We start from the raw sequence: 24,325 nt of genomic DNA, 5'->3' as shown, positions 1-24,325 counted from the left end.
GCATCCTCTCAAGTCGGATCGGCGTCGACCAGCATAAAACGAATCATGGCCTCGGCCACCAGCTCACCACCAACATGGGCACTACACTGGCATTGACCGGTACGCGCTTTCACGCGAACTGATTGTGCTTCAATCACCAACTGGTCGCCCGGACCCACCGGGCGACGGAACTTGGCACGATCGAGACTTAGCAGGATGGCAACCTTGCCGGTGTGCTCGAGCTTCTGCGAAAGCAGAATGCCGCCCAACTGTGCCATCGCCTCGATAATCAGCACCCCGGGCATGATGGGCTGCCGCGGGTAATGTCCCTGGAAGAAGGGTTCATTGATCGTGACGTTTTTGATGCCGACCGCGCGGCGATCCGCATCCATCTCGATCACACGATCGATCAACAGCATCGGAAAGCGGTGCGGCAGGATGCGGGAGACCGCCCGAATATCCAACTCGGGAGCGCCGACCAGTCGCTTGCGAAGTTGTTGCCGGGTGCGGATTTCGAGCAGTTTACGAATCAGCTCGTGATTCAGGTGATGCCCTGACTTGCGGGCGTAGATCTTGCCACAGACGAAGCAGCCCGCCAGCATCAGGTCGCCGACCAAGTCGAGTATTTTGTGGCGGACGCATTCATTCTCGTAGCGATACTGGTTCTCGATCGGCCCCTCACGCCCGATGACGAGGATATCCGCATAGGTCAGGTGCGTGCCCAGGCCGGCGGCCCGGAGGGCCTGGGCTTCTTCCTCCAACACGAAAGTCCGAGCTGGTGCGATTTGCTCCAGGAAACGCTCCGGCTCCAGTCCAAAGTTGAAAATCTGGTGCCCGATGGGGCTCTGGGGGCCGTAATCGAGCTCATAGATGACCTCCAGGCGATTGGGCTCCCCGGGCCACGCCACCAGCTCGGCATCATCTTCCCGCACGCGTACCGGCTCGGTGACGTGCAGCACATTCCGCTCGATCTCAAACTCCTGCAGGCCAGCCGACTGCAGGGCCACCACGAAAGGCATGGAACTGCCGTCACCGGCGGGCAGTTCGGCGTTGTTCATCTCGATGATGACATTGTCGATGCCGAGTCCCCGCACCGCCGCGAGGCAGTGTTCCACTGTCTCGATGGCAGCCGTTCCATTCCGTAGCGTCGTGCGGCGCGCCCGCTTGGCCAGATTCTCCACCCGGGCTGCGATGCGCACGGGCTGGGGCTGATCGGTGCGCACAAACGTAACGCCCGTTCCGGGGCTGGCCGGTCGGAAGCGCACATGCACGGGGAAGCCGGTGAACAAGCCACGGCCTGCCAGCTCGACTTCACGCTGGATGGTTGTTTGCCGATTCAAGCTGTTGCACGCGTTTCGTGAGTTCACGAACCTGATCGACGAGCTTGGGCAGCCGCCGCACCGCGGCATACTGCCGGAACTCGTCCCGGTGATCTAGCGCCGGCTGGCCACCAAAGACCGCGCCGTCGGGGACGTTGGTCATCACGCCCGCTCGGGCTGTGATCACGGCCCGGCTGCCGATGCGGACATGGTCGGCGACCCCGGCCTGCCCGGCGAGCAGCGCGTAATCGCCGAGGACCGTCGAGCCCGACAACCCACACTGGCTGACGATGATACAGTGGGCTCCGATCTGGCAATTGTGCCCAATCTGCACAAGGTTATCAATCTTGCTGCCGCGGCCGATCCGCGTTTCACCACTGCGCGCACGGTCGATGCAGGTGCCCGCGCCGATTTCCACGTCGTCCTCGATGACCACCCGGCCGATCTGCGGAATCTTGCGGTGCTCGCCGCCACGCTGATGGTAGCCGAAACCGTCCGCACCGATCGTCGCGTTCGGGTGGATCACGACCCGGTCGCCCAAGGAGGCGTACTCTCGGACGACGACGTTCGGCCAGAGAACACAAGCACACCCAACCGTGACCCCCGGCCCGATGTACACACCCGCATGCAACTGTGTGCCCGCGCCGATCACCGCACCGGCGCTCACGGTGACGTGCGGGCCGATGCAGGCGTCTGTTACTACGGCATCGCCCGCAACGGTGGCGGTCGGATCGATACCCACAGGCACAACCGGCAAAGGTGGCCGCAGGGCTTCCAATACGACGCAGAGCGCGAGATCCGGGTCGGCCACACGTATCGCCGTAAGCCCCGGCGGAACCTCGATCTCCGCGGAGACAAGCACGATGCCCGCGCGCGTGGTTGCCAGCTTGGGGACGTACTTGCGGTCGCCAATCCAGCTCAGCGCATCAGGACCGGCGTCGGCCAGCGGCGCGACGGAACAGATCGTGACCGTTCCGTTGCCGACCAGAGTACCCGCCAGCCGCTCGGCGAGTTCGGCCGCCGAGAGCCGCGGTGGTGTCCAGCGGAGTGAGGCCGTAATCGTCATGGATTCGGAACCATCTGCACTTTGCCCTGGGCGCGGTAGTCCGTGTTCATACGGTCGAGCACCTGCTGGGTAATGTTGATGCCGGTGGCCGAGTAGAGCACCTGGTTGCCGCGGATCTGGTCCCGGACGACTTCGGGATCCATGGAGATCGCTTCAAATTCGCCGCGGTACAATACGAGATCGTAGCCCTCGGCCTGGGCGATCGCGTTCACCGCCGCGATCAGATCCCGGTACATCTGGATGGACCAGAGGCCGAACTCACGTGCCAGGTTGAGCTGGGAAAGCTCGGCCCAGTTCTTGTAGTCGACCTGCATCGCCAGCAGTTCCCGCATCCGCGGAGGCAAGGTCGGGTCCTGCGGGTCAAGCCGTTCAATTTCGGCTTGCAGGAGGTCGATCTTTTCGCGACGCGTGCGATTCTCCGCCTCCAGTGCCTGCTGCTGCGCGGTGACCTGCTGCACGAGGTCTTTCTGTTTCTGGAATTCATTCAGCGTGCGGATGACGTCAACCACCGCCACCCGGCCGCTGGGGCCGGCCGCCTGGTAAGCGCCTAACTCCCGCGCGCCGGCCAGCACCGCCAAGGCCACGACACTTCCCGTCACGATGCCGAGCCACCATGATCGATTCATCCTTCGACTCCTGCGATAGAACTGCGGATTCGTAGCCGGCCGGATCCCAGCCGGCGTATCAAGCTGCAACTTCGCAGCATTGTCCCCACTCCACGGCCCCTCACAAGGGGTAGGGGGCGGATCTCGGTCATCATGGACTGGCAGTCACAATCGCCCTGGCGATGTTCCTCAGCAGGTCGTCCGGGGCGGGACCATTGATGAGCGCAGCGAACGCCAGCACGCGGCCATCGTCCCGGGTGAGATACCCGGCGACCGTGGCGACACCGGACAGCGAGCCGGTCTTTCCAATCATGCGCCCCACGAGGGCCGGGTCGCGATAGCGCGTCCGCATCGAGCCAACCTCCCCCGCCCGCGCAAGACTCTCACGGAATGCATTCGCGTACCGGTGGGAGTGCATACGCACCAGCAGTTCTACGATCTGCCCGGCAGTCACGCGGTTGGTATGGCTGAGGCCGCTGCCGTCCACGAAGACCGCAGAATCAACGTTCAAGCGGATGCGCCCGAGCAGCGCGCGAAGTTCGCGTTCGCCGCCGGACCAACTTCCAGGTGTTCCGGTTCGCCGTCCGTCCGGAGCGTAGGCCGAAAGCGACTTCAGGAGGGCTTCGGCAAACATGTTCTGGCTGAAGGTGTTCACCCGCCAAAGCACATCGCGCAGGTGTGTACGATTGGATGCCAGGGGCCGGGCCGCGGCACATTCGGCCACCGTCAGGGTCCTGCGCGTCACCGGCCCCGCGACACGAATGCCGCGGGTTTCGAGCGCCTGCTTGAGGGCGTGCGCGAAAAAGATGGTCGGCTGGCGAACAGCCACGGCGCGCAGTTCCCCACGTTGCGTGACCGCCCCGCGGAGCTCGAACACATCGCTATCCGCGGCCCGCCGTATCGTGGGGCCGTGTTTTCCGCCGGCCGTGAGTTCGTTTCGAAGGAGCGTTGCCGGCAGGTCCGGCTGCAACTGGACCTCGACTTGACCGTTGCGCACTACGACCACGACGTCGAGACAGTTATCGTTGAGGTTCAGGCCGCCCACGGGGGCCTGGTACCAGCGGTCCGCCTGGGACACCGGCCAGGCCGCGTTGGTCCACTCCTCGTCGAAGATCGAGTCGTCAAGAACGACGCGCTCCAGTTCGGTGACACCCGCGGCCCGCAAGGCCGCGGCCCACTCATCGAAGTGGTGATTGAGATTACGGTCGTACTTGCGGGCAATCCGGCCATCCCCCAAGCCCGGGTCACCGCCGCCTCGCACCCAAAGCTGCCGTTCGTGCAGGTAGACGTCCGTGCGGTACTCGAATTCAGGGCCGAAGTGTTCGAGCGCGGCGGCAGCCACGAAGATCTTCAAAACACTCGCCGGCTTGAGCAGGGTGTCGCCCTGATGAACGAAGAGCGTCTCGTTGCTTGCGGCATCGGCAATGACCAGACCCAGTTGGGAATTCGCAGGAACCCTCGCTACCAGTGGACGGAGCGCGCGCTGCAATGCCGCATCGAGTCCATCCGACTGTGAGGCAGCTTGCGCGTACAGCGCGGCCGCCCCTGGCAATGCGAGGAGCAACCACGCTGCTATACGGCTCACCCACCGCGTAGCGGCGCTCGCCGCACGCGCCGGCGTCAATCCCCAGACTATCCCACGCACCCCAGTCCTCCCTGCCATGGGTTCTTCCTCCGGCCGCACGCGGCACACTCATTCACCACTCTTATACTGGTCGCCCAGCCCGCAAGAGCTGCACTGCGCGCTTCAGCGGCGCACTGAACGGCGCCTCCAGTTCCATGGGGTTTTCCTCGATCGGGTGCCGAAATGCAATCCGCCAGGCGTGCAGGGCCTGGTGCATGAACAGCGGGGTCCGGTCGGCCTCAGCTCCGCCGGATAGGTCGTAAGCGCTGACAACCCGGCCACCGTAAAGCGTATCGCCGATGATGGGGTGGCCGAGGTGTGACATATGCACGCGAAGCTGGTGCGTCCGGCCGGTCTTTGGCATCAACTTCATGAGCGTATAAGTGCCGAAACGCTCCAGCACCTCGTAGGTCGTAACGGCGTCCTTGGTGATGTCGATCTTGTTCTCGCGGAGGAAGACGGCAAACTTTTCGCGGACGACCTGGTGGACTCCAATGGGGGCGTCGATCGTGTCACTGTCGAGATTCGGGTCACCATGCACGATTGCAACGTAGGTTTTTTGCGTCGTGCGACGCTCGAATTGCAACGCAAGCCGCCAGTGGGCTTCATCCGTCTTGGCAACCAGCATGATACCCGTCGTGTTTTTGTCGAGACGATGGACGATCCCCGGACGGAACGGATCCTCCCCGTGGCTCAGTGTATGGGCGTAGAAAGCCAGCGCGTTGACCAGCGTGCCGGTCTGCTCGGCCCGGGCCGGGTGGCAGATGATGCCCGCCTGTTTGTTCAGTGCGATGAGGTGCTCGTCCTCATAGACGATCTCCAGCGGGATGTCCTCGGGGATCACCTCGCGGGCTTCGGGCGCGGGCATGACGAGGTCAACGACATCACCGCCGGCCATCTCATAGCTCGCCTTGGTCGGCGCGCCGTTCACGGTGATCGCCCCCTGCTTGATCAGGCGCTGAATCGTGGTGCGGGACAGCCGCGGAAAACGCCCGTGCAAATACTTGTCAAGCCGCCGGCCGGGAAGCTTGCGGCGCACATGCAAGGTCACGCGCTCAGCCGAGTCGTCATCGATGGGGACCGGGCGCTCAAGGATGTCCTCGGACTCGGCGCTCACGGCACCTCGCCCGGTTCCGTGGCGGGCTCGGCGGGCTCCTCTGCCGGGGGCTCAGAAGCGGGCTCGTCGACGCTGGGTGGTGTGTTCTCAGGTGCGGCTGGCTCGCTCGGAGGTGCTTCAACCGGCGGCAGCGTTACTGGCGGTGCCGGGGTGAGTACGGGGGGTTGGAGGGTGAATTGCGGCGGTGTCACCGGTGGCCGCTCTCCCGCCACGAGTTCCGGCAGGTCCTCCAGCTTGTCGAGGTCCTGTAAGCGGGCGGTGGCCAGTTCTTCATAGGGTGAACCGGGGAAGGCCGCGGGGCGCGTGAGTTCCTCGTACAGCGTCCGTGCTCCGGCGAAGTCGCGGAGCGACTCCTTGACGGAGGCAAGGCCGAAAGTCGCGGCGGCGTACAGGTCACGAGGGGTCCGTGGATCACGCCGAATCACCTCCAGAATTTCCGCGGCCCGCGGGAAATTCCCCGGCCGCTGCGACTCATCCTGGACGGCCTCTCGCACCAAGGCGTCGGCGAGTTTGAGCCGGGCAAAGCCGAGCAATGTTGGATGGGATGCCTGGCTGATCAACGCCTCCAGATCATCACGGGCTGAGAGTCGCTTGGCGGCATCTTGCGCTGCGAGGGGCTCCGTGAGTGCCCCCAGGCGTTGCCACTGCCCCTCCAGGGTATGCCGACGATAGGCATTGAAGGCGTACCAGGCCGCCAGGCCGATGATGATGGCACAAATCGCGACGAGCCCGTAAGTGAGGCGCGGGTCGCGGAAATCCCGCAGGCGCGCCAGGGCTTCGGCGAGATCGTTCGTTTTCAACTGATGTCGCGTTTCAGCATCCATTCACGATCCTCTGGTTCTGCCCGGGGGGTCTCAGCGTGGGGCAGGCGCTTGCAGGTCACGTTCGGAGGAACCCTTGGGAACCGGCGCTACCGTCACGGTGACGCCTACCCGATCGCCCTCACGAACGAGTTCAATGTTACATTCTTCCTCGCGGCTGACGAAGCGCAGCGTATGCTGCCGCCCGTGGAAATAATCCGTGACAATCGTAAAACCCGCCGTGGGCATATTTTCCCGGAACCAGGTCACCAGCGCTGACACCGTGTAACCGCCAACGTAATGGTGCGTCACAAAGCGTGATTGCCCACTGGTGCGCCCCGAACTCCGCTCCGGCACAAAACGCAGCCCATTGGGCAATGGAATTCCTGGCAGGAGCGGGTCCTGCATGGCGCCTGAGGGGGGCCGGCCACCCTGCCGTCCGGGATCCTCGGCTCCGTTCATCGGTGACTGGCAACCACACACGGTGAGGAAGAGTCCCACAACCCACACGCTTCCGGTCGACAGTCGCGACCGCACTCCTTTGCGTACCGCTGTCGTCATACTCGTGCTCTCCCAAGTGCCTGATGAAACGGGGTATTCTCGCCGCACGACCCATCGGCGTCAAACGGTTGGAGGCCATGCGGCGCGCGCTGGAGCAGTTGGTTGCGCGGGGCCTGCGAACCGCCCCTCGGCAACGGGAAGGGACGTCCGCAGGCAACGGTCGCGGGGCGGGGAACCGACGCGCACCGCTCGAATTTCTCTTGACATAGAGGGGCCGTGGCTCGCACACTACAGTCTTGTTTCGGCCCCGTGCCACTTGTCGGCTCTTCCAGGTGCCCCATGATCCGCAGGCGTGAGCGTGTACCTCTAACCACTCTTCGCCTAGCCGGCCACGTACCGGCCGGGCATGAGCCGGGCACACGCTGGACGGGTTGAATCTCAGTAACCTCCGTTTTCGTGCGATGTGTTCCGGCCCGCGGTCATCCTCCCGCGGGCCGCGTTGTTGTTCGGATGTGTGGCGGCCGAAACGAAGCCGCCCGAAGGATTCGCCCATGCAAACTACGCTGCCCCTCCAGGGGCTCTATGACCCGCAATTCGAGCACGACAACTGCGGTGTCGGTGCGGTTGTGGATCTCCATGGCCGACGTTCGCATGCCGTTGTCGAACTCGGGCGACAGGTCCTGACCAACCTGTTGCACCGTGGGGCCACCGGGGGGGACGCCTGTACGGGTGATGGTGCCGGTATTCTGCTCCAGATGCCCCATGATGGCCTCGCCGCCGCCGTGGCCGAAGCCGGTGTCACGTTACCCGCACCGGCCACCTACGGTGTCGGGATGCTCTTCGTCGAGCGCACAGCCGATCTGACTCGCGTCCGTACGCTGGTGGCGGCCGCAGCCGATCATCACGGTCTGCCCCTGCGTCACTGGCGACCGGTGCCAGTGAAATCCGAAGTGCTCGGTGATACCGCCCTGGCCAGCGAGCCGCTCATCGCGCAGTTCTTTCTCGACGGGGGCGGGTTGCGCGGCGAGGAGCTCGAGCGGCGCCTTTACCTGGTTCGCCGCCGGATCGAGCGCCTCGACCGCGAAGCGCACGGGGGCCCCGGTTCGATGTACATCTGCTCGCTGAGCTGCAGAAATATCGTCTACAAAGGGCTGTTCATGGCCCCGCAGCTCTTCGAGTACTTCACCGATCTGAGCGACGAACTTGTCCGTACCGCTTACGCGATCGTCCACCAGCGCTACAGCACCAATACTTTTCCCAGTTGGCCGTTGGCCCAGCCGTTCCGGTTGCTTGCGCACAATGGCGAGATCAACACCCTGCGCGGGAACCTGAACCGCATGCGGGCCCGCGAGCCGCACCTGGCCAGTTCGCTGCTGGGGGAGGACTTGACCGATCTCCGGCCGGTGGTGATGCCGGGGACGAGCGACTCCGGCGCGCTGGACAACGTGCTCGAACTGCTCGTGCGTGCCGGGCGCACACTGCCGCATGCGGCCATGATGCTGATCCCCGAGGCCTACGGACCGCAGTATCACATGAGCGCGGACAAGCGTGCGTTCTACGACTACCACGCCGCCATCATGGAGCCCTGGGATGGGCCGGCTGCGGTCGTATTCGCCGACGGCCGCTACGTGGGCGCCCTGCTGGACCGGAACGGACTTCGGCCGGGGCGTTATGTGGTGACGAATGACGGCCTGGTGGTGCTGGCGAGCGAGGCGGGCGTCGTGGAGTTTCCGGCGGAGCGGATCCAGCGCAAGGGCCGCCTGCAACCCGGACGGCTGTTTCTGGTGGACCTGCAGGAAGAGCGGATCGTGGGCGACAACGAGTTGAAGAGCCGCATCGCACGACAGCAGCCCTACCGGCGCTGGTTGGAGCAGAATCGACTCGAACTGCGTGGACTGTTTGCCGCGGGTCAGCCCGTTGCCCACGACACCACCACGATCATGCCGCGGCTGCGGATGTTCGGGTACACGCGCGAAGAACTGCAGCTCATCCTGGTGCCGATGGCCCGCCATGCACAGGAGCCGGTCGGCTCGATGGGGACGGACACGCCGCTGGCGGTCCTGTCGCAACGTCCCAAGCTGCTGTTCGAGTACTTCCGGCAACAGTTCGCCCAGGTGACGAATCCCGCGATCGATCCGCTGCGCGAGGGCCTCGTCATGTCGCTGACGACGTTCGCAGGCCGTGACCGCAACCTGCTCGACGAGACGCCGGAACACTGCCGCAAACTGCGGCTGGCGCACCCGATCCTGACCAACGACGATCTCGACCGGCTGCGTGGCATCGACCGGCCCGACCTGCGCGTGGCAACGATCGACGCGGTCTGGCAGCCGGATGCCGGCGACCTGGCCGGCAGCTTCGAACGCGGTTTGGCAGCGCTTGTCTCCGCCGCGGAGGAGGCCGTGCGGCGCGACCTCTTCCTGCTGATCATCAGCGACCGGGCGGCCGATGCGCACCGTGCGCCGCTGCCTATTCTGCTTGCGGTTGCTGCTGTTCATCATGGTCTGTTAGCACGCGGTCTGCGCGATCGCGTGGGACTGATCGTCGAGAGCGGCGAACCCCGCGAGGTCATGCATTTCTGCCTGTTGTGCGGCTATGGGGCCAGTGCGATCAACCCGTACCTCGCCTTCGAGACCCTGTATGAGCTGCAGCGCCAGGGCGACCTGCCCGCCGAGCGCGAGCCGGGCGAATATATTGCGCACACCATCACGGCAATCAAGAAAGGTATCCTCAAAACCATCTCGAAGATGGGCATTTCGACGCTGCAGAGCTACCGCGGGGCGCAACTCTTCGAGATCGTTGGGTTGGCGCCGGAGATTACTCAGAAGTACTTCCCCGGGACGCCGTCGCGGGTCTCCGGGATCGGCCTCGCCACCCTGGCTGAGGAATACCACGCGCGGCACCGGACGGCCTTCGAACCACCGCGCCCCGGGACTTTGCCATTGGAGTTCGGGGGCGAGTACCACTACCGCGCCGACGGCGAGCAGCACGCGTGGAATCCCCAGACAGTCCACCTGCTGCAGCACGCCGTGCGGCGCGACGACTACGGTTTGTACGAGCGTTTTGCCGACCGTGCGAACACCGAGACACGCAATCTGCAAGCGTTGCGCGGGCTGCTCGATTTCGTGCCCGCCACACCGGTCCCATTGCACGAGGTGGAGAACGCCGCGGCCATCATGCAGCGCTTCTGTACAGGGGCCATGTCACACGGCTCGATCGGCGCCGAAGTCCACCAATCGCTCGCCATCGCCATGAATCGACTCGGGGCTGCCAGCAATACGGGGGAAGGCGGCGAGGACCCCCGGCGCTACTACCCGCAACCCGGACACGCTTCGGCGAACAGCGCCATCAAGCAGGTTGCCAGCGGCCGATTCGGCGTAACGATTGAGTACCTGAGCGCGGCGCGCGAGTTGCAAATCAAGGTTGCCCAGGGCGCCAAACCCGGCGAGGGCGGCCAACTCCCGGGCTTCAAAGTCACGGACGAAATCGCGCGCCTGCGGCACTCGACGCCCGGTGTCACTCTCATCTCACCACCACCCCACCACGACATCTACTCGATCGAGGATCTCGCGCAGCTCATTCATGATCTGCGGGCCGCGAACCCGATCGCGGAGATCTCGGTGAAACTCGTCTCCGAGGCCGGCGTGGGCACGGTCGCGGCCGGCGTAGCCAAGGCCGCCGCCGATGAAGTGCTCATCAGTGGTCATGAGGGCGGCACGGGCGCCAGCCCGCTGTCGTCCATCCGGTATGCCGGGACCCCCTGGGAGTTGGGCCTGGCCGAGACGCAGCAAACCCTCGTACTCAACGATCTGCGCGGGCGGATTCGTGTGCAGGTGGATGGCGGTTTGCGCACCGGGCGTGATGTCATCATCGCAGCACTGTTGGGGGCCGAGCGCTTCGGATTCGGGACAGCGGCGCTCGTTACGCAGGGCTGTATCCTGATGCGCAAATGCCACCTCGGAACCTGCCCCGTCGGCATCGCCACGCAGGATCCGCGGTTGCGCGAGCGCTTTGCCGGTCAGCCGGAACACGCCGAGCGCTACCTCCGCTTCGTGGCTGAGGATGTGCGCCGCTGGATGGCGCAACTCGGATTTCGCCGCATCGACGAACTGGTGGGTCGCGTCGATCGCCTGGTCGCGACGCGCGCCGCCGATTTCTGGAAGACCCGCGGCCTCGACCTTACCCCCCTGCTGGTGTGTCCCGACGTCCCCGCGGATCGCCCGATTCGCCGGGTCGGCCCACGCCGCATCCACGCGGCCGACCCACTGGAAGCCGAGTTGCTGGCGGCGGCTGCGCCGGCGCTGGATCGCGGCGAGCCGGTCCGGGTCGAGTTCACCATTCGGAACGTTCATCGCACGATCGGCGCCACCCTCAGCCATCACCTGGTGCGGCGACACGGTGCGGCCGGACTGCCGGAGAACTCCGTCGAGTGCCTGTTCCGCGGGTCCGCCGGCCAGAGTTTCGGGGCCTTTCTCGCGCCGGGCATTCTCTTTCGACTCATCGGCGAAGCGAATGACTATCTCGGTAAGGGGCTCTCGGGCGGGAGAATCATTGTCCAACCACCCGAGGACGCCGGCTTTGAAGCCCACGAGAACGTGATTGCAGGCAATACGCTGCTCTATGGCGCGACGTCCGGTGAAGTGCTCATCAACGGTGCGGTGGGCGAACGCTTCGCGGTGCGCAACAGCGGTGCGACGGCGGTGGTTGAGGCCGTGGGCGACCATGGCTGCGAATACATGACGGGTGGCACGGTTGTCGTCCTCGGCCCCACCGGCCGCAATTTTGCCGCGGGCATGAGTGGTGGAACGGCCTACGTGCTGGACGAACACCAGCTCTTTGATACGCTCTGCAATCTCGACATGGTGGATCTCGAGAGCGTGCATCTGCCGGCGGAGCAGGTGCAACTCCGCCGCTGGATTGACCACCACCGACGCTGGACCGGCAGCGAACGTGCCCGGCGCATCCTGGACGACTGGCCGGAGATGGTGGGCCGCTTCGTCAAGGTGGTGCCGATCGAGTACCGGCGGGCACTGGCGCGTCAGAGCGAGGAGGAAGCCGTGGCGTCGGATGCACTCCCCGCAACCGAGGAGGTGTTCCGTGGCTGAACCGACCGGCTTTCTGGAAGTGCGACGGTCGGCGGCGCCCTATCGCCCGGCCCCGGACCGCATCCGCGATTATCACGAGGTCGAGCTGCCGATTCTTGGCACCCAGGCGCAGGAGCAGGCCCGCCGCTGCATGGATTGCGGCATTCCGTTCTGCCATGCGTACGGTTGCCCCGTCCAGAACCGTATCCCTGAGTTCAACGAGTTGGTGCGCCTCGGCCGCTGGCGCGAGGCCAGCGAGAATCTGCACTCGACCAACAACTTTCCGGAATTCACCGGCCGCACGTGCCCGGCGCCCTGCGAACCGGCGTGTACACTGGCGATCAATGACGACGCGGTCACCATCAAGAACATCGAGAACGCAATCGTCGAGCGTGCCTGGGCGGAGGGCTGGATCGTACCCCAACCGCCCTTGAGTGAGACCGGCCAACGCGTCGCCATCGTCGGTTCCGGACCAGCGGGACTCGCAGCCGCGCAGCAACTCCGTCGTGCCGGACATTCCGTCGTGGTCTTCGAGCAGTCCGATCGGATCGGCGGTCTGCTGCGTTACGGCATCCCCGACTTCAAGCTCGACAAACTCGCGATCGACCGCCGCCTCGCGCAGCTCGTCGCCGAAGGGATCGAGTTCCAAACCGGTGCGATGATCGGCCGAGACCTTTCGGCTGCCTATGTCCGGCGGATGTTTGACGCGGTTGTGCTGGCGATTGGTGCCAGCGTGCCACGCGATCTCGACGCCCCCGGCCGCGAGCACGCGCGCAACGTGCACTTCGCCATGGAATACCTGGCGCAACAGAATCGTGAAAATGCGGGTGCGACACTCGATCCCGAAACTCGCATCGATGCCCGCGGCAAGATTGTCGCCGTCATTGGCGGCGGCGACACCGGTAGCGACTGCGTGGGGACGGCGATTCGCCAGGGTGCTCAGCGCGTACTGCAACTCAACTACCACGAGGAGCCGCCCGACGCGTGTAATCCGCTAGTGGTTTGGCCGGCCTGGCCGCCCACCTTGCAGACTTCAAGCTCGCACGAGGAGGGTTGCGAGCGGCGCTGGAGCGTGAACACGACTGGGTTCATTCTCAAGCACGATTGGGTCACCGCCCTCCGCGTCACACAGACAGAGTGGCGCACCCCGGGAAGCGCGGATGAGCCACTGGAAGGTTCCCACGCCGGCCAAGCCCACGGCCACCCCAAGAACGGCGCGCGCCAGATGCGCCTCGTCCCCAACACCGACGAAATCTGGCCCGTAGACCTCGTGTTGCTCGCGTGTGGCTTCAAGCACCCCGAACCGGGTGGCCCCGTCGCCGAGTGGGATCTCGCCCGCGATGCACGGGGCCGGCTCGAGACCGACGCCACCGGACAGACCAGTGCGCCCGGCATTTTCGCCGCGGGCGACTGCGTACTCGGGGCGTCGCTTGTCGTACAAGCTATCCACGCGGGCCGCACTGTGGCAGTGGGAGTAGAGAGGTGGCTGCAATCCGCCCACCGCAGAGCTTGATGCTCACTGGACTTCCCGCCACCGGGCCGTGGTCACGAGCCGTGGTGGTCAGCCGAAACCTGCGCGCGTGATGGGCTGATCACGGCCGAAGTTGGCGCACTGCGAACTGTACTGAAGCTATCCCGGCATCTCCCCTCGCTCGCCGGGAGGGATTGGGAAGGGTCGAGAATCTGCTGAACATGGCCCCTCTCTCGATCTTGCAACGAAGTGGCGCGGGGGACTTGTGCTTGTTTCCGGTTTGAGAGCCGCGCCTGCCCTTGAGACCACCCGTTCCGACGGGATATGCTGCGCGCATCAGGATAGCAATTCATCCCGGCAGGTACCGTGACCGACACAAACACACCGAGGAGCCACCATGCTCTCCTGTCTGCGCGAACTGGATGATCTGCTGCGCGGACGGGCAACCCAGGCGGAGGATCTCGTTCAGGGACGACTGCGCCTGTCCTTGCGGCTCTTCGTGTTTCTCGCCGTAATCCTAGGCGCCGGGTACGGCTTCTTCATGGGTTGGTACGCCATCTTCAGCCGCGACCCCGCGAACTACTGGCAGTTGCTTGCCAGCATGCTGAAGTTGCCCGCCCTGTTTCTGCTCACGCTGGTGGTGACCTTCCCCTCCCTTTACGTATTCAACGCCCTCGTCGGCTGCCGGTTGACACTGCCCACGACCCTGCGCCTGCTCGTCGGTGCCATCGTCGTGAACCTCGCCGTGGCGGCATCCTTCGGCCCCATTCTGGGCTTTTTCACTTTCAGCACTGAAAGCTATCACTTCATGGTCCTGCTGAACGTGATTCTGCTCGGTCTGGCCGGCGCCGTCGCGCTCGGCTTCCCGCTCAACGTGCTCCGCAGTGCCGCACTTCGACAGATGAAAGACACCCCGGCAGAGTCCCCGGCGCGGGAACCTACCTCCATGAAAGACACTCCCCCGGTACATATGGACGAAGCCGTCGGCCAGGCGCGCTTTGTCTTTTAGCTTTGGGTCATCATCTACGGCCTGGTCGGGGCGCAGATGGGCTGGTTGCTGCGTCCCTTCATCGGCCATCCCGACCTGCCCTTCATGTGGTTTCGCCCGCGCAGCGGCAACTTCTTCCAGGGCCTGTACTCCGCCCTGCAGAAGCTCATCGAGTAAGACGGCATGTTTCAGACCGGACTGCTGCTTACGGACCAACTGCTGCGGGGGGCGGGCCCCTTCCATGTGGCCCGTCCCCATGAGCGCCGCGGTCGGTGGCTCGTGCTCATGATCCTGGCTTTCGGCGCCTTCTACGGTGCTGCGATGGGCACTTTCACGCTCGATCCACCGGAGCGCTGGTTGCAGGTCCTGTATTCGGCGACCAAGGTCCCGCTGCTGCTGCTGGCGACGACCGCACTCTGCCTGCCCGCGTTCTTCGCCATCAACACCGTCCTCGGTCTGCGCGATGACCTGCGTCCCGCGGTGCAGGCGATCCTCGCCGGCCAGGCCGCACTTGGCATCACGCTGGCCGGCCTCGCACCCTTGACACACTTCTGGTACTGGTGCGAAACCAGTTATCGCAGCGCTCTGTTGTTCAACACCGGCATCTTCACGCTTGCCACGCTCGGCGGGCAGGTCGTCATCCGCCGCTACTACGGCGAGCTGATTCGCCGCAACGCGCTTCACCGCGTCGCCCTGGCTTCCTGGCTCGCACTCTACGCCTTCGTCGGTATCCAGATGGGTTGGATTCTGCGGCCGTTCGTGGGTGTGCCGGACGCCCCCACGAGCTTCTTTCGCGACGAGCCGTTCAGCAATGCGTACGTCTTTGTGTTTCGCCTGATCGTCGGGGGCTGATGCACGACTCCCCTGGGCCCTGTGGCCTTCGTGTCGGCAACGCATGCCGCGTGGCAACCGCATACGGTGCGGCGCTGATTCCCCCGATTCCCCCCCGATTCAGATCGCACCCGCCCAGAGTCGTGCCGTACGCCGCCCTCCATCATCCCTGTTCCGCATAGCCGCGGTCGGCTAACCGATTCGCCTACCATTCCGGCGTGATGATCCACTTGGCCGCCGCGATCTTGTCCTCGATCTCCTTCAGCTTGTCCGCCGGCCAGGGCTTCGAATCGCGGTAGCGCGCGAACGGATCGCCGGACAGGATCTTCTCATCGCCCCCGCGGAAGAAGAAGTGCTGCGTCCCCCAGGAATAGTCGTGGTTGCGTTTCTTGAAGTAGCCCTCGGCAAGGTAGCTGTCACCGTCGGCGCGTAGCGACTCAATCAATTCCGTGCAATAGGATGCAAAACCGCTGGTGGATTGCGGTGAAGCTGCGCCGTAGTACGCAATGGTGATCGTCTCCGGTGAGAACAACAGGATATTCGCCAGCGCCCGATCATAGTGCTCGCCGACGTAATCCCCACGGAAGTTGCCATTGCTGCAGCCCGACGTCGTCACGATGTTCGCCGCCGTACCGCCGAACGTGCTCACGTCCATCAGCAGACTCCACTCGGGCTTGTCACCGGCGGCGCGCGCCACGCAGACACCGGTATTGTCCCAATACCAGCCGCGCTGATTCCCGTGGGCGATGATGTGTGCATGCTGCCACGGCTGAAGTGTGAAGGCCTTCACAAAGTCCGTGGGGCCGTGTTCGTCCTTCATTTTGAACGGGCGGAAGGTGCCCGTGTCCTGGCCGATCTTGGCCCACGTACGGAGCTGCTGGTCCAGCGGTTTCATCGTGTCCTTCAGCAGCACGGACCAGCCCTCGACGTCCTCAACTTTCACGACATTGCCGGCCGTCCAGAGCATCTGGTCGCGACCGGTGATTTCATCCCGGTAATAGCGGTCGAGCTTGTCGAGAAAGCCCTTCAGCAGGCGGACTTGCGCTTCGCGCTCCAGTGCCGGTGGCACCCACCAGGCCGTCCAGATTTCGGTCGGGTTGTGGACCCGGTCGTTCGTGATCTCGTCATCGCTGTACACGCCGTCGCCGTTGCGGTCCTCGTACACCGCATCGAAGTCCTCGTAGTAAAGCGGCAAAGGGACCATGATCTGCTTGGGATCGTGACTCCGGCAGGCGTGCGGGATCGGGCCCACCATGATGGCGCCCACCAGCCGCGGCAGGCGCCGCTGCTGGTACTCGCTCCGCAAGCGGTCGCGAATTGCGGGGGGCTGCATTTCGTAGTAGTCGTCCGGCCGGGGCTCGACCACGATGCGGTGGCTCGCCAACACGTGGGCAGCGTACTTATCAAGCCCCTCCTTCAATTCCGGATACGCGGAGTTGTCGACGATGACGACCACGCGGCCGCGGGGTTCGGGGGCTTGGGCCATGGCGACCGCGACAGCGATCAACAGGGTCGCAACAGCGAGACTGAAGCGATTCAGCATGAGTACCTCTCCTTACAGCGCGAACCGGCACAGTGGCGCACCGGAAATTCGGATACACATGTGCATTTTGTGGCCCCTGTCGCCCGACCGCAAGTCTGTGGGAATGTACATCCCCGCGAAAGAAAATTCGTCCCAACCCCCTGGCCTACTTGATCAAACGGGTTTCATTCGGTTACGCTCCCGGTGGAGAGGGTGAAGGCGCCGAACGGTGGGTGCATTTCCCCGAAAATAGAGATCGGTACCGGTGCGGGTCGCAGGGAGTGACTCCTGCCGGACGGTCACAGGAAACCGAATGGAGGTCAGGTTAATGGGTGGTATGAGAGGGTTTGCGCTCGGAATGGTGCTGGTTGGAGCGCTCGGCACCGCGGCCCAGGCCGGCGTGGTGTATGCGAACAACGCCGGTGCCGGCGACAGCTTTAGCGGCTACGGTGCCCCGTTCGCAACTACGAGTCGTGGAACCGGCCTCGGATCGACGGGCTGGTCCTACAACAATGTTCGGACCGATTCGACGGTGGTCGGCATTCGCAACAACCTGCCGAGGTCGGGTAATGCGTCTGCGTTCTTTGACACAAGCACAAACTCCGGTAAGGCCGACGTCGAGTACTATCTGAACCCGACCATCAATGGCCTCACCGGCAATCGCTCGGCCGCATTGAACACCGCGAACAGTCTCGGTCTGCTGGGGAACCTCAGCGCCCTCAGCTACGACTGGTATCGTGATGGGGCTTCGAGTGTGGCCGGACATCTGCATCCCGTGCTACGGCTTTACCTGTGGGACTCGTCCACCGGCAACCAGGGCTACGTCGTCTTCGAGCGCGTTTACAACGGTTTCGCCGCCAGTGTACCCACGGATACGTGGATCACGGACGACGTCCTCGGTGGCAATTACCGTATGTGGTCGACAAACACGCTGCCCAACGGCGGGCAGTATTACACGGAGAACATCCGGCTGAGCAACTGGATCAGCACCCATGGGAACTTCCACGTCATGGGGATCAGTGCGGGTGTGGGGTCCGGTTGGACGGGGAACTTCCGTGGTGCGGTCGACAATGTAACCATCGGCTTCGGCCAGAACATCTCCACCTACAATTTCGAGATTGTGCCGGCGCCCGGCGCCGCCCTGCTTGGTTTGCTCGGGCTGGGGTTGGTTGGTGCGCTGAAGCGCCGCGCCGTCTAGCCGCACTCTCGTCCGGCAATCTGTTGATATTCATTAGCGCCCCGATGGTCTCCCCGTCGGGGCGTATTGCATGCGCAATGCCCTGCGTGCCGCACATTGTTCTGTGGGCCGGTTTGAATTCGGCCCTCGGCGCGCAAACAATCACCCGTTCAGAGGGTCGAAGGCGCAGCGGCGGCAGGACGCCGCATCCGCAGCGCAGTCGCGCAGCGCACTATCCGTGGCGCGGCCCTGCAGTTTCGATGGAGCGATAAGCACCGCCATGACGTCGACGAGCGCCACCGCATCCGGCAATCTTCTACGTACCGCGACCTCCCCCTACCTGCGCCAACATGCCGACAATCCGGTTGCCTGGCACGAATGGGGCCCGGCCGCGCTCGCTGCCGCCCGGAAGAGTGACAAGCCCATTTTCCTCAGCATCGGGTATGCGGCCTGCCACTGGTGCCACGTGATGGCCCACGAAAGCTTTGAAGACCCCGCCATCGCCGCAATCCTCAACGATCACTTCATCAATATCAAGGTCGATCGCGAAGAGCGGCCCGATCTCGACGAGATCTACATGCAAGCCACGCTCGCCCTCAACCAGGGGCAGGGCGGCTGGCCGATGAGCGTGTGGCTCACGCCGGACCTGAAGCCCTTTTTTGCCGGAACGTACTTTCCGCCGCGCGCGCGCTATGGTCGGCCCGGGTTCGTGGAGTTGTGTGAGGCGGTCGCGAAGGCCTGGCGTGAGCATCGGACGGATATCGTCACCCAGGCGGAGCGGCTCACGGAAGTCGTCCGCGAAGGGCTGCAGCCCGGCGGCGTGCCGGGCGCCGCGCTTACACTTGCCACCGTGGACGAGGCCGCGGAGACGCTCGCGAGTGGATTCGACACCGTCAGCGGCGGGATGCTCAGCGGCACGACGAACAAGTTCCCGCCGAGCATGGCGCTCGAAGTTCTGTTGCGGGCCGCCCACCGCCGTCCGGCTGAAGACAAGGCCCGGGCGCGTTACCTGCACATGCTGACACTGACGCTCGACCACATGGCCGCTGGCGGCATTTACGATCAACTCGGGGGGGGTATCCACCGCTACAGCACCGACGTCGAGTGGCATGTACCGCATTTTGAGAAGATGCTTTATGACCAGGCGCTGGTCACCCGTATCTATCTCGATGCGTTCCAGTACACCGCGAGACCGCTCTACGCCCGCATCGCGCGCGAGATCTGCGACTACGTGCTGGACGACCTGACAGCGCCGGAGGGCGGATTTTACAGCACACGTGACGCCGACAGTGAAGGCGAGGAAGGCCGTTACTACGTCTGGACACGAGCCGAGGTCCTGGCGGCCCTGGGCGAGGAAGACGGTGTTCTGTTCTGCGCGCATTACGATGTGCGCGACTCGGGCAACTGGCGCGACCCGCACCACCCCCAGGTGCCCAAGAACGTGCTGCGCGCCTTGCGCGATGTTGATTGCTGCTCCAAGATGCTCTCCGTCGACAAGGCCGAACTGTGCGAGCGTCTCGGCCGGGCACGCCGGCAACTGCTCACCTTGCGCGCTGGCCGCGTGGCACCGGCCCGCGACGAGAAGATTCTCTGCGAGTGGAACGGCCAGATGATCGCAACTCTGGCCCGGGCGGGTACCGTGCTTGACGAACCCCGCTATGTAGCGGCCGCCACGCGCGCCGCCGACTTCATTCTGCAACATCAATGGTGCGCTGGCCGCTTGCACCGCTCTTACCATGATGGCCGCACGCTGCCGGTGGCCTTCCTGAGCGATTATGCCTGCTTCATCGATGGTTTGCTCGAACTGTACGAGGCCACCTTCGAACCCCGTTGGCTCGACATGGCCGCTACGCTGCACACCGCTACGCAGCAGCACTACGGGGACGCGCGGGAGGGCGGCTTTTTCTTCACGGCCGACGATCATGAAGCACTGATCGCGCGGAGCAAGGATTTGCGTGACGCAGCCGTTCCTTCGGGCAACTCGGTGCATCTGTTGAACTTGCTGCGGCTGGGGGCGCTGCTCGGGGATCACGCCGCGCAGAAGTGCGCCGCACAGATGCTGGTCACGTTTGCACGCGCGGTGCGCCAATCCCCGTGGTCGTCGGAGCGTTTCCTGTGCGGCGTCGAATTCGCCACGGCTGGACCGGTTGAAATTGCCGTCGTGGGTCCCCGCGCGGATGAACGTACTCAGGCCCTGCTCCGAACCGTCTATGCGTGCTACCTTCCCAACCGCGTGCTCGCCTGGCACGACCCGGCGCAGCCGAACACACGCCTCCCCATGCTGGCAAATCGGCCGCCACTGGACGGGCAGCCGACCGCCTACGTGTGCCGCCGCGGCACCTGCGCGCCGCCGGTCACGACACCCGCGGCGCTCGCGGCACTGCTGACGTAGCTGCCGCGCGGCTTGACTCCCGGAACCTGCTACGTAGAATCCGTCGCGCTGGCCGGCTGGCGGGGCGATGATGAAGTGCAGTCCGGCCTGCTCCGGCATCCCGGGTGCTGTCCCGCAGCGGATGAAGCCGGCCTGCGGAGGTGCTGGACCACCTGCCAATCATGTTGCGGGCGCCGCGTGCCCCCGCGGGAGGAGTGACGGGTGATCGAAGTTCGCAACCTCGCGAAATGGTATGGCAACCGCTGTGCGGTGAACGGGATTTCGTTCAATGTACCCGCGGGCACGATCTTCGGTTTTCTGGGTCCGAACGGAGCCGGTAAGACCACGACCATTCGAATCCTGGCGGGCTACATGCCGCCGACCTCGGGGGCCGCGCGTGTCGCCGGGCACGACGTCGTGCAGGAGTCCCTGGCGGTGCGCAGTGCCGTGGGCTACCTGCCCGAGTCCGTGCCGCTTTACCCGGAGATGCGCGTGCGCGAGTACCTGCACTTCCGCGGCAAGTTGCGCGGCATGGCAGCTCCGGCCCGGGAGGTCGCGATCCAGCGGGTCATCGAGCGCTGCTGGTTGCGAGAGGTGGAGCACCGGCCAATCGGCCAGCTTTCCAAGGGCTTTCGCCAGCGGGTCGGTCTTGCGGATGCCCTGCTGCATGATCCCAAGGTGCTGATTCTTGACGAACCCACTGTGGGGCTCGATCCAACGCAGGTCCGCGAGACGCGCGAGTTACTGCGAGGGTTGGCGCCGGGCCGCGCGATCCTCTTCTCCAGCCACACGTTGGCTGAAGTCGAAGCCGTTTGCCACCGGATCCTGATCCTGTTTGAGGGGCGCATCATTGCGTCCGGCGCCGTTGAAGAACTCCGGGCGAAACACGCCTCGCTGGAGGATTACTTCGTGTCCGCGATCCTCGCGGCGCGCGGTGGCGCCCGTGCGGCGAAGTCAGGAGCGGTGGCATGAGAGTGTCCGCGGCCATCACACAGAGGGAACTGCTCGCGCTGTTCTGTTCGCCGATCGGCTACGTGGTCGTGGCGGGCTACTGGCTTGTGATCGGCGTCATGGCGCTGATGCAGAGCACGTTTATGCCGGGGGCCCTGGCCACGTTGCGGGACATCTTCATCTGGTCGCCTTTCATCCTGGCGATCGTTGTCCCGGCAATGACGATGCGAACCCTCGCCGAGGAGTATCGCAGCGGGACTTTCGAAGCCCTGATGACGGCGCCCGTGACCGACGGGCAGGTCGTCTTCGGCAAGTATTTTGCGGCTCTGCTCTTCTACCTGTTCATGCTCGCCGGAACCTTGCCACTGCCGATCCTGATGCAGGTCTTCGGTGAGCTTGATTGGGGCGAGACCCTGGCGCTGTACCTCGGCCTTCTGCTGCTGGGCTGCCTGTACGTGGCGTGCAGCGTGTTTGCCAGTAGTCTGACGCGCGACCAGGCCGTGGCCTGGATCCTCAGCGCGATTCCGCTGATGCTGATTGTCTTTGGAGCCCAGTATTTCGTGAGCACCACGGAGGGCCACCTGCGTGAGGCCCTGCGGCACCTCGATATCATGGGTCGCTTTGCGTTGTTCGCGCGTGGCCAGTTGCCGACCGACGGCGTGGTCTTCTTCCTCGCCCTGGCCCTGCTTTTCCTGTTTCTCACCGTAAAAGTCGTGGAGTCGCGCCGATGGCGGTAGTGCTTGACGCCCCCCAGCGGCGGGTGCTGTTCGGTTTCAACGTCGCGTTGCAGATCGCGCTCGCACTGCTCGCGGTTGCGGCTGTCCTGTGGGCGGGCAGCCGGTTTTCGTATCGTGCCGACCTGACCCGCACCGGGCAGAACAGTCTCAGCTCTCGTACGGTCCAGCTCCTGCGCGGGCTGGACCAGAACATCCGTATCACGGCGATTTTTGCCGAGCCGGATCGTCGCAACGAGGAGGCCCTCAAGCAGCGCCGCCAGATCAAGGACCTGCTCGACCTCTATGATGCCGCTGGTGGCGCGCGGGTCACAACCCGCGTGCTCGATCCCAGCACCCAGAAACAGGAGACGCGCAACCTGCTGGCGGATCTGCGGGCTTTGCCGGCCTACGCGGACGAGGCCCGCCCGCACCGCGAACTGCTCGAACGCTTCGCGGAATTTAACCGGCGTTTTCAGGACCTCACCACCGGCGATGTGGAGTCGCTCACCCAGCTCGGTCAGGCCGACACCACGCTTGCGGAACAGAACAACTTCAACATCCTGCGCTACACCTTCGAGACGCTCGCCCAGACCGCGGCCGAGCTTGCCGAGCAACTCGTGGACTGGTCCGCGGCGGACCTGCCGCAGTACGGCCGCGCAGCGGTGGCTGTGCGCGAGCGCCTGACCGAAATCGTTGCATCGCTGGAGCCGGCCCTGAGCTACCTGCAGCGTGAGGGACACGTGCTGGCGGCGGGCAACGCTGCGGCGGAAGCGTACTTTCTGAGCGTTGGCTCGCACTACACTCCGCTGCTGGGTGAGGCCCGGGAGATGCTGCAACAGTCTCAGGGGCTCAGGCCGGTGGCACTTGAGTCGTTGTACGCGGAACTGCAACGCTGGCCCAGTGCTCCGCCGATTCTCGTAGAGAGCGCGCGGGAAGCGTTTGTCATCCCGCACTACGAGGTCTGGCCCTTCGACCAGCGCGGCTTGCAGGCCGGAGGCGGTGGGCGCGTCTTTGCAGGTGAGGCCGCCCTTTCCTCCGCAGTCCTGCGACTCACACAAAAGGAACGCACGGCGGTGGTATTCACACGGTTCGGCGGCCCCCCGTTGCTTGAGCCGGACATGAATCAGTTCAATCCGATGATGCCGCAGTCGCTGCCGCGGGCCCCTTTCCAGGAACTGAACCAGACTCTGACCCAGGCGAATTTTTTAACCGCGGAGTGGGACGTCGCCACTGAGAAACAAGCGCCCGACATCGCGGAAGCCGCACGCACCATCTACGTCGTGTTTCCGCCGACTCCAAGCGATCCGAACCCGCTGCAACCCGGTGCTCCGCAGACCATGACGCCCGCAGATGTCACGCTGGTGCTCGATGCGGTGGCCGAGTCCGGACGCGCGCTGTTCGTCACCGGCTACATCCAATCGTTGTCGCCGCTGCCGTTCGCGACCGCGGTGTACGAGTACGAGGATTACCTGCGGACAAGCTGGGGAATTGAACCGCTCTATACCAACTGTGTGGTGGGCTTTGACCCGCACCCGGAGCGTCCAGGCCGCTGGCTGCCGCGCCGGCGGGGGTTGCAGTTGACCAGCCCGCGGGACCTCACGCTCGGCACCCATCCGATCATGGCACCGCTTGCCGGAGAAACATTTGCGGTTGCCTTGGCCGCGCCGTTACGCCTCCTCCCGGCGGAGTCTCGTCCGGCAAACCTGCGGATCGAGCCGCTGCTATCCGTGCCGGACACCGAGAGCATCTGGGCTGTAACCGACCTGAATCGGTTGCAGGAGCTGCTGGCGAGTCCTGGTCGGTTGGAACAGGGCCTGGAGCGCGGGACGGACCTCATACCGCCCCCCTTCCCACTCGCCGTGGCCGCGGAAGGACCGCAGGACCGGCGCCTTGTGGTGCTGAGTGCGCAACGGGTCTTCGACGATCAGTTTGCCAACCAGGCCGCCCTGCGGCAGGTGGGGGCGCTGCTGGTGCAGGTGCCACTCTTCTCGGGCAATGTCGATTTCCTGCTCAACAGCTTGCATTGGCTGGCCGGTGAGGCCGACCGCATCGCAGTCGGACCACGTTCTGCGAGCGTACCGCGTCTTCAACGGCTCGACGAGTACACTGCTACGCGGGTGCTGCCCTGGATCCTCGTGGTCGTATGGCCGGCGACCGCGCTGCTCGCTGGTGTGGGGGCGTGGCTGGTTCGGCGGAGGTAACGGCC

The 24,325-nt window shown here is 64.6% G+C and carries 17 protein-coding genes; 9 read left to right on the top strand and 8 right to left on the bottom strand.

Translation table 11 applies throughout. The annotated features are described in order from the left end of the window. Nucleotides 1-8: 8 nt before the first annotated feature. From lpxC to IPM18_10900, 7 genes are all read right to left on the bottom strand, one after another. On the bottom strand, nucleotides 9-1,319 hold the full coding sequence (gene lpxC / locus IPM18_10930; GenBank protein ID MBK9120097.1) for a UDP-3-O-[3-hydroxymyristoyl] N-acetylglucosamine deacetylase: 1,311 nt from the start codon (nucleotides 1,317-1,319) through the stop codon (nucleotides 9-11). Continuing rightward, nucleotides 1,291-2,364 carry a UDP-3-O-(3-hydroxymyristoyl)glucosamine N-acyltransferase gene (gene lpxD / locus IPM18_10925; protein MBK9120096.1) on the bottom strand — a complete coding sequence of 358 codons (1,074 nt, stop codon included), beginning with the start codon at nucleotides 2,362-2,364 and terminating at the stop codon, nucleotides 1,291-1,293. Before lpxD ends, lpxC begins: the two co-directional genes overlap by 29 nt. Continuing rightward, on the bottom strand, nucleotides 2,361-2,990 hold the full coding sequence (locus tag IPM18_10920) for an OmpH family outer membrane protein (GenBank protein ID MBK9120095.1): 630 nt from the start codon (nucleotides 2,988-2,990) through the stop codon (nucleotides 2,361-2,363). Before IPM18_10920 ends, lpxD begins: the two co-directional genes overlap by 4 nt. Before the next feature lie 130 nt (nucleotides 2,991-3,120). Next, complete coding sequence (gene dacB / locus IPM18_10915; GenBank protein ID MBK9120094.1) at nucleotides 3,121-4,632, bottom strand: D-alanyl-D-alanine carboxypeptidase/D-alanyl-D-alanine-endopeptidase; 1,512 nt, start codon at nucleotides 4,630-4,632, stop codon at nucleotides 3,121-3,123. 43 nt (nucleotides 4,633-4,675) lie between these two features. Beyond that, nucleotides 4,676-5,710 (bottom strand): RluA family pseudouridine synthase, encoded by a 1,035-nt coding sequence (locus IPM18_10910; protein MBK9120093.1) that lies wholly within the window; start codon nucleotides 5,708-5,710, stop codon nucleotides 4,676-4,678. Continuing rightward, nucleotides 5,707-6,534, bottom strand: coding sequence for a hypothetical protein (locus IPM18_10905; protein MBK9120092.1), 828 nt, complete (start codon nucleotides 6,532-6,534; stop codon nucleotides 5,707-5,709). The genes IPM18_10910 and IPM18_10905 overlap by 4 nt, the downstream gene beginning before the upstream one ends. Before the next feature lie 30 nt (nucleotides 6,535-6,564). Next, entirely contained in the window at nucleotides 6,565-7,071 is a 507-nt protein-coding gene (locus tag IPM18_10900; protein MBK9120091.1) for a hypothetical protein, read from the bottom strand. Nucleotides 7,072-7,562: 491 nt separating this feature from the next. Between IPM18_10900 and gltB the strand changes: the two genes are divergently transcribed. From gltB to IPM18_10880, 4 genes are all read left to right on the top strand, one after another. Further along, entirely contained in the window at nucleotides 7,563-12,113 is a 4,551-nt protein-coding gene (gene gltB, locus IPM18_10895; protein ID MBK9120090.1) for a glutamate synthase large subunit, read from the top strand. After that, on the top strand, nucleotides 12,106-13,605 hold the full coding sequence (locus IPM18_10890) for a glutamate synthase subunit beta (protein ID MBK9120089.1): 1,500 nt from the start codon (nucleotides 12,106-12,108) through the stop codon (nucleotides 13,603-13,605). The genes gltB and IPM18_10890 overlap by 8 nt, the downstream gene beginning before the upstream one ends. A gap of 355 nt (nucleotides 13,606-13,960) precedes the next feature. After that, entirely contained in the window at nucleotides 13,961-14,572 is a 612-nt protein-coding gene (locus IPM18_10885) for a hypothetical protein (GenBank protein ID MBK9120088.1), read from the top strand. A gap of 195 nt (nucleotides 14,573-14,767) precedes the next feature. Continuing rightward, nucleotides 14,768-15,403, top strand: coding sequence for a hypothetical protein (locus IPM18_10880; protein MBK9120087.1), 636 nt, complete (start codon nucleotides 14,768-14,770; stop codon nucleotides 15,401-15,403). 184 nt (nucleotides 15,404-15,587) lie between these two features. Here the strand turns inward: IPM18_10880 and IPM18_10875 are convergent, their stop codons facing one another. Continuing rightward, nucleotides 15,588-16,925, bottom strand: coding sequence for a hypothetical protein (locus IPM18_10875; GenBank protein ID MBK9120086.1), 1,338 nt, complete (start codon nucleotides 16,923-16,925; stop codon nucleotides 15,588-15,590). Nucleotides 16,926-17,232: 307 nt separating this feature from the next. Here IPM18_10875 and IPM18_10870 point away from each other — a divergent pair, with 307 nt between their 5' ends. The 5 genes from IPM18_10870 to IPM18_10850 all read left to right on the top strand — a co-directional run bounded on the left by IPM18_10870 (nucleotide 17,233) and on the right by IPM18_10850 (nucleotide 24,320). Then, complete coding sequence (locus IPM18_10870) at nucleotides 17,233-18,102, top strand: hypothetical protein (GenBank protein ID MBK9120085.1); 870 nt, start codon at nucleotides 17,233-17,235, stop codon at nucleotides 18,100-18,102. Between the two features lie 259 nt (nucleotides 18,103-18,361). Beyond that, complete coding sequence (locus tag IPM18_10865) at nucleotides 18,362-20,473, top strand: thioredoxin domain-containing protein (protein ID MBK9120084.1); 2,112 nt, start codon at nucleotides 18,362-18,364, stop codon at nucleotides 20,471-20,473. Nucleotides 20,474-20,674: 201 nt separating this feature from the next. Beyond that, complete coding sequence (locus IPM18_10860; GenBank protein ID MBK9120083.1) at nucleotides 20,675-21,424, top strand: ATP-binding cassette domain-containing protein; 750 nt, start codon at nucleotides 20,675-20,677, stop codon at nucleotides 21,422-21,424. After that, nucleotides 21,421-22,140, top strand: a complete 720-nt coding sequence (locus tag IPM18_10855; GenBank protein ID MBK9120082.1) for an ABC transporter permease — start codon at nucleotides 21,421-21,423, stop codon at nucleotides 22,138-22,140. The genes IPM18_10860 and IPM18_10855 overlap by 4 nt, the downstream gene beginning before the upstream one ends. Next, nucleotides 22,131-24,320 (top strand): Gldg family protein, encoded by a 2,190-nt coding sequence (locus tag IPM18_10850; GenBank protein ID MBK9120081.1) that lies wholly within the window; start codon nucleotides 22,131-22,133, stop codon nucleotides 24,318-24,320. Before IPM18_10855 ends, IPM18_10850 begins: the two co-directional genes overlap by 10 nt. Nucleotides 24,321-24,325: the final 5 nt, after the last annotated feature.

It is taken from the genome of Phycisphaerales bacterium, from assembly GCA_016716475.1.
In the GTDB taxonomy this organism is placed as follows: Bacteria; Planctomycetota; Phycisphaerae; order UBA1845; family Fen-1342; genus JADJWG01.
The sequence above is the reverse complement of the archived record's forward strand: the minus strand, read 5'-3'. Positions and strand labels throughout refer to the sequence as shown.